Origin of the sequence: Collinsella sp. AM29-10AC (genome assembly GCF_003469085.1) — a bacterium.
GTDB lineage: Bacteria > Actinomycetota > Coriobacteriia > Coriobacteriales > Coriobacteriaceae > Collinsella.
The window spans coordinates 35,897-42,345 of the sequence record NZ_QSKB01000026.1; the positions used below are offsets into that span (position 1 = coordinate 35,897).

Below are 6,449 nucleotides of genomic sequence, written 5' to 3' on the forward strand. Positions count from 1 at the left end.
CACCTTTGTGGTGGTTTGGGCTGAGGCTAGCGTCCGTAGTGGTTTGTCTAAATCTGTAACAGTTACTCGGCAAAAATGGGCTCAGATGTTACAGATCGAGACAAAGGGCTGGTGTCATCCAGAACTGTCTCGATCTGTAACGTTTTGAGCCCATATTCCTGCCCAACTGTTACAGATTTAGACAAACCGGCGGGCGGTGCGGTGCATCCCGTGCCAAAGCCGGCTCGCTCCACCCCGCCCGTTAAAGAAAAAGGTAGATTTTCGGGTATGTCCCAAAAATCTACCTTTGTGCGTTAGGCGAGCAGGTCGACTACGTTGAAGCCGGCGTTGCTCTTGGCGATGACGTCGCGGCCGCCAAAGACGCAGGTGGGCGACGCGGCTGCGATGCGCGTCACATCGGCGCCGAGCGAGCGCAGCTCACCGGGCGTGGCGGCGAGCATCTGGGCGCGACGCTCCTCGCGCGCGTGCGGATCGAGCCCGGCCAGGTAGGTCGTGTTGCGGCGCTTGGTGAGCGCGTACGGCTTCACCGGCGCGTCCATGCCACTTACGCAGCTCACGATAAAGCCCTCGAAGGCGGCCTCGTCGGGCTCAAAGCTGCCGAGCCATTCGCCTGCGCGTTCCACACGCTCAATCGAGGGGTCGATTGCCGGGTCGCGGTAGGTATAGAACGCCGTCTGGCGCTCGCCGGCTGCGCGGAATCCGCAGCCGTACGCACCGCCCTTCACGCGGATCTCGTTCCACAGGTAGTCGTAGGAGAGCGCGTTGGCAGCCACGGCCCAGGCTCCCGTCACGTCAATGCCCAGACGACGCGGGTCGCACGCGCTTGCCGCAAAGCAAATGTCGCTGGGAATGACAAAGGCCTCGTGACGGTCGCGCGGCGTCGGCACCACGAGCGCGTCGCGGCCGGCATCGACGTCGTCGCCAGCGTCCAGCCCCAGGTTACCCGCGGCATCCCAGTACGCGTCAAAGTCCTCGTCGCTGCCGGTAAAGCTCGCCATGCAGCCATCGGCTACAAAGATACGCTCCGCCAGCTCGGCAAGCTTGGCGCGCAGGTCGTCCAGGCGCTCGTCAAAGTGCTCGAGCAGATCGCGCAGGAACAGATAGAAATCCACGCCCGAAAGCTGCTCGCGCACCACGGCCGAAGGCGAGCTGTAGCTCATCGCGCGACCGAGTGCCGCCGAGTGACCGTTGTTGATAAAGCCCTGCTCAAGACCAATGCGAATCTGTGTGAGCACGTCGCGCACGCGGTCGGCGTCGGCGTCCGCCAGCAGCGTGCTCGACCACACCTCGCGCGGCAGGCTCGCCAGCGCGTCGATCTTCTCGGACAGGGCGCCGGCACTCACCAGCAGGTAGGGGCGCGCGCCGTCCACGTCGGGCTGCGTCATAACTTCGGTCGTAAAGCTCAAAAAGCCCAGCTTGCCGGCGATAAGGTTGTCGAGTTCCTCGGCCGAATGCTCGCGCGTGGGCAGCTGCTTGAGCAGGCGGCAGAGCAGCGTCACATAGGGCAGGTCCTCAAATGCGACGCAGCTCAGGTCGAAATACTGCATGGCGTAGGCCAGGCGGTTGGTGGGGATGCCGTGGCGCAGGCAGGGGATGGGCGCGGTCGTGTCTACGACCAGCGGCGGCTCGGGGCGCGCCTCGCCAATGTCGGACACGCGCAGGCGCGGCAGCGTGGCCTTGTCCTCGGGCGTGTCCTCGGCCTCCTGCGCGGCACGCAGCGCAGCCGTGCGCTCGACCACGTCGGCCAGCTCGGCATCGGTCATGGCGTCGCGCTTGGCTGCCAGCTCAGCGGCCTCGGCACCCTCCGAGCCAGCACCAGCATCCACCGGCACCAGCTCGACGAGCGCCGTGTAGTCGTTCTCCAGCACCAGCTCGCGCAGCAGGTCCTCAAAGTAGCTACCGTCCAGCTCGCCGCGCAGCTCCTTGTACACCGGGCCATACTTGAGTGCCAGCGTCGCGGCATCGTCATCGTAGAGCCACGTGCTCAGCGCGTCGCACGCAATGGCCACGCCGTCGGCGATACCGTAGTCGCGCTGGCGCAGGTCGTATTCGTTGCTGCTGATGATAGCTTCCAGGCGCTCGCGCGGAACGCCGTGCTCACACAGGTCGCGGCAGGCGTCCTGGAACACGCGGCGCAGCTCGCGTGCCACACCGGGCTGCGCGTTTTGCAGCATGATGAGCTCGTAGGGCTGCAGGCACTCGGCCGCGGTGTAGCTCACCACGTTGCCGCCCAGGCCTGCCGCCAGGATAGCCTTCTTAACCGGCGCCTCGTTGGAGCCCAGCAGCGCCTCGAACAGGATGTCCGCTGCGATCGTGCGCTTGCGGTCGAGCGCGCTACCCAGCACAAGGCCCAGGCCTACCAGGGCGTTCTCGGGCGTGGTGGCCATCTCGACGCGCTTGTACTCGCAGGTCACAGGCGCCTGCGCGTCCAGCGGATTGGGCGCCAGCGCGGACGGGTCCTCGCCGGCGGCGACGGCGGCGTCCATGCGGCGGCTCGCGGCACTCGACCGCGACAGATAGCGTTCGTCCAAAAAGGCCAGGGCGCGGTCCACGTCCAGGTCGCCGTAGAGCGTGATGTAGGAGTTGGAGGGGTTGTAGTGGCGCGCGTGCGTATCCAGGAACTGCTCGTAGGTGAGCGCGGGAATCGCGCGCGGGTCGCCGCCGCTCTCGTGCGCATAGGCGGTATCGGGATAGAGCGCGGCGTTGACGGCGTCGTCCAGCACGCTCATGGGGTCGGACAGCGCGCCCTTCATCTCGTTGAACACTACACCGTTATAGCGCAGCGTGCCCTCGCGCAGGCTGGCGGCGCTGCCGTCGCCGCCAGCGCCCTCCGGCAGGTCCAGCTCGTAGTGCCAGCCCTCCTGCTCAAAAATGGTGGGCTTGGTATAGATGGCCGGGTTGAACACCGCGTCCAGGTACACGTCCATCAGGTTGTACAGGTCTTGCTCGTTGGTGGTGGCGACCGGGTAGATGGTCTTGTCGGGGTAGGTCATGGCGTTGAGGAACGTCTGCATGGAGCTCTTGATCAGGTCGACAAACGGCTCCTTGACGGGGAACTTGGCCGATCCGCACAGTACCGAGTGCTCAAGAATATGGAACACGCCGGTGGAATCGGCCGGCGGCGTCTTAAAGCCAATGGCAAAGGCCTTGTTTTCGTCGTCGCACGCTAGGTACAGCAGGCGCGCGCCCGAGGTGGTATGGCGCAGTACGTAAGCGTCCGAGTCGAGCTCGGGCACGGTCTCACAGCGCTCGACGGCAAAGCCGTGGCAGGTGGTGCCGGGCACCAGCAGCGCGGCAGCAGCGGCGCGCGGGTCGGTTGAGGTAGTGGGCATATGCAGTCTCCTTTGGCGCCCCAGCGGGGGCGAATCGAGTCGAATCCTCGAGAGTATACCCATATGGGGCCTTCGACCAATCTGCCGGATGAGCGTGGATTTTCTGGCACACGAGCGTGGAAATTCGGACGTCTGCCGCATGAGCGTGGATTTTCGGACGAAATCGGCCGCCAAAAGCCCAAAAACCGTCCAAATATCCACGCTCGCGCGTCAAGTACGTATCTCTCACCTCACATTCATCTCTACGACGAGGGATGAATGTGAGACAGGTAGAAGATAAAAATCAATCGGCTTATCGGATGCATATACCGCCATCAGATTGAAGCTGTATGCGGAAATGGATGGACTCTACACCGCTTACGCAAAATAACCCCTCGTTTGCTAAAACATTATAGGAAATGGCGTGGAGTGCTAAAAAGTTCTAATACAATATAAGTCATTTATCTATAGGCTGCTGATTCCTTGTAAAGGTATGGTTGATATGGTTGAGGCAAATAGCGTTATCCCCCTGTACAAACAGATTGTTCGTGCGCTTTCTGATTCAATCGCCAACGGCACGTACCGCCCGGGAGATAAGCTTCCGACCGAGGCGGAGCTTATCGAGCAATTTGGCGTGAGCCGAATAACGGTTCGCTCCGCAATTAAAGAAATGGAAGATGCTGGGCTTGTTGAGAGGGCCCGCGGCAAGGGCACGTTCGTTTCGTCGGACACGCAGATGTATGCCGCGGACGACCGTGAGAGCTTTACCCATTCGTGCCAGCTTGCGGGCAAACAGGCGTCTACCAGGGTTCTCGAAATGGGCTGGGACTTCCCAAGTCTGCGAGACGCGAAGTTCCTGGGCGTAGACGATACCCAAAAGGTATTGCGTAGCCGTCGTCTGCGCCTTGTGGATGGCAAGCCCACGATGCTGGAAACCAATAGCTATTCCGCTGCGCTTTCTTTTTTGGAGCATGAGTCCCTCGATGATTCGCTGATGGCGGTACTCGATCGCCAGGGGATCAAGATGGGTCCCAACACGCGTACGCTCGAGGTCTGCTATGCGAGCGAGCTCGAGGCGGCATACCTTAACGTGGAGCTGGACTCTTCGCTGCTTCTGTTTGTCGATAGACGTTATGCCCCAAGTGGCGAGCCGCTTTTTATCTCCCGTCAGGTGTACTGCACCGAGCGACTGAAGTTCTATTTGTAAATTAGCGATAGATTGGTCGATTTACCGACCAATTGTTACCGTTCGCGGATTTGGAAAATAGACACACCACGTAGGGTAGATTGCTAATATACTTTGTTATGACAATATAGTACGTCCTATTGGTATTGGAGAACTATGAATAAGATATTGCTAGCGAGTCATGGTTATCTCGCCCAAGGCATGAAAAGCTCTCTGGAGATTCTGATGGGCACCAACGACCGAATCGAGTGCCTGTGCGCCTATGTCGATGACGATTCAAGGGACGTCGCGGCGTTGCTTGATGCATGGATGGAGACGAGGGACCCTGCCGACTCTTGGTTTGTCGTGACTGACATCTTTGGCGGCTCTGTAAACAACGAATTCATTCAGAGGCAGACCGACGGATCGTTTACGTTAATCGCTGGAATGAACTTGCCGCTGCTGGTGGAAATGGTTACACAGCTGGACTCCCTGGATGCGGACAAGGCCAAAGCCGCGGTCGAGGGATCGCGTTCGTTTATTCAGCTTTGCGAGGCGGCGGACATGCTTGCCGGCGCCGAGGAAGAAGAGTTCTAGTTAGTTCTGGTTCGAGCCCTAGCTAGGGGCCACACCTGTCATTCCCTTTATCACGTGCGGAGATGATAACGATGATTAAGCTTACGAGAGTTGATTACCGACTGATTCACGGCCAAGTTGCCATGTCCTGGACTCACGCTTTGGATGTAGATTGCATCTTGCTTGCCAGCGATGCTGTGGCAAAAGACGACATGAGGAAGGCGGCCTTGAGGCTCGCCCGCCCCAACGGCGTTAAACTCGTCATCAAGGATGTTGACGCTGCTATCGAGGCGCTCAACAGCGGCGTTACCGACAAGTATTCGCTGTTTATCATCACTGAGACGATTGAAGATGTCTATCGTCTCGCTAAGGGTTGCAAAGACATCAAAGAGATCAATCTGGGCGGAACCCGAAAGACCCCTGAGACCACGCTTCATCCGACCCCTGCGATCTTTGCGACCGAGAAAGATGCCGAGCATATCCAAGAGCTCCTGGGCGATGGCGTGGCCATCGAAATCTGTCAGGTCCCCAATGACGCTAAGGTGTTTGCCAAGGACGTTTTCTAGCCGGAAACACGTTGATGCTCGGCATTTATTGAACCAATGCTCTATGCCTATGCCCGTCGATCATTTGATCGGCGGGCTTTTTATTCAAGACTTTAGTCTGCTGGCCGCGCAGCGGCCAGCTTTAAACCACCCGCTACGCGGGTGGAGACAAACGGCTTTACAAAGCCACCCCTCCGACCGATATTGACGATTGTTCAGGCCGTCAAGAATTCGAGTCGAAGGGGTGGTCGCCATGGCCCAGAAGGCCTACAGCCTTTCCCACACGAAGTGGATGTGCAAGTACCACATCGTGTTCACGCCGAAGTATAGGCGCAAAGTGATCTACAACCAAATCAGGAGCGACATAGGGGAGATCCTCAGGAAGCTGTGCGAGTACAAGGGGATCGAGATAATCGAGGGGCACCTGATGCCCGACCACGTGCACGTGCTGCTGGCGATCCCGCCGAAGTACAGCGTCGCGAGCGTCATGGGCTACCTGAAGGGGAAGAGCTCGCTGATGATATTCGACAGGCACGCCAGCCTCAAGTACAAGTTCGGCAACAGGAAGTTCTGGGCGGAGGGCTACTACGTGTCCACCGTCGGCCTGAACGAGGCGACGATCGCCAAGTACATCAGGGAGCAGGAGTCCCACGACATCGCACTGGACAAGCTGAGCGTGAAGGAGTACGAGGACCCCTTCAAGAGGGGGTGATGCCGCCGGTTCGACCGGCGCGCCACGGGTCAAGATGCACTAGGCCTGGACGAAGTCCGGGCCCGCGCCTTTAGACGCGAGCCCGGGGCCCGTGGGTTATACCCTAAGAGCAAACCACCCTTTTTAAGGGTGGTTCTGAT

The 6,449-nt window shown here is 59.7% G+C and carries 5 protein-coding genes; 4 read left to right on the forward strand and 1 reads right to left on the reverse strand.

Annotated features, from left to right (window positions below):
- Positions 1–293: 293 nt before the first annotated feature.
- Complete coding sequence (locus DW754_RS08735) at positions 294–3,332, reverse strand: insulinase family protein (RefSeq protein ID WP_117758502.1); 3,039 nt, start codon at positions 3,330–3,332, stop codon at positions 294–296.
- A gap of 481 nt (positions 3,333–3,813) precedes the next feature.
- Here DW754_RS08735 and DW754_RS08740 point away from each other — a divergent pair, with 481 nt between their 5' ends.
- From DW754_RS08740 to tnpA, 4 genes are all read left to right on the forward strand, one after another.
- Complete coding sequence (locus tag DW754_RS08740) at positions 3,814–4,518, forward strand: GntR family transcriptional regulator (protein WP_117563729.1); 705 nt, start codon at positions 3,814–3,816, stop codon at positions 4,516–4,518.
- Between the two features lie 135 nt (positions 4,519–4,653).
- Positions 4,654–5,073 carry a PTS sugar transporter subunit IIA gene (locus tag DW754_RS08745; protein ID WP_117758503.1) on the forward strand — a complete coding sequence of 140 codons (420 nt, stop codon included), beginning with the start codon at positions 4,654–4,656 and terminating at the stop codon, positions 5,071–5,073.
- A gap of 71 nt (positions 5,074–5,144) precedes the next feature.
- The gene (locus tag DW754_RS08750) at positions 5,145–5,618 is read left to right on the forward strand and encodes a PTS sugar transporter subunit IIB (RefSeq protein ID WP_117758504.1); all 474 of its coding nucleotides are present in this window, start codon (positions 5,145–5,147) and stop codon (positions 5,616–5,618) included.
- A 232-nt stretch (positions 5,619–5,850) separates the two neighbouring features.
- Positions 5,851–6,309 carry an IS200/IS605 family transposase gene (tnpA, locus tag DW754_RS08755; protein WP_117630087.1) on the forward strand — a complete coding sequence of 153 codons (459 nt, stop codon included), beginning with the start codon at positions 5,851–5,853 and terminating at the stop codon, positions 6,307–6,309.
- Positions 6,310–6,449 lie beyond the last annotated feature (140 nt).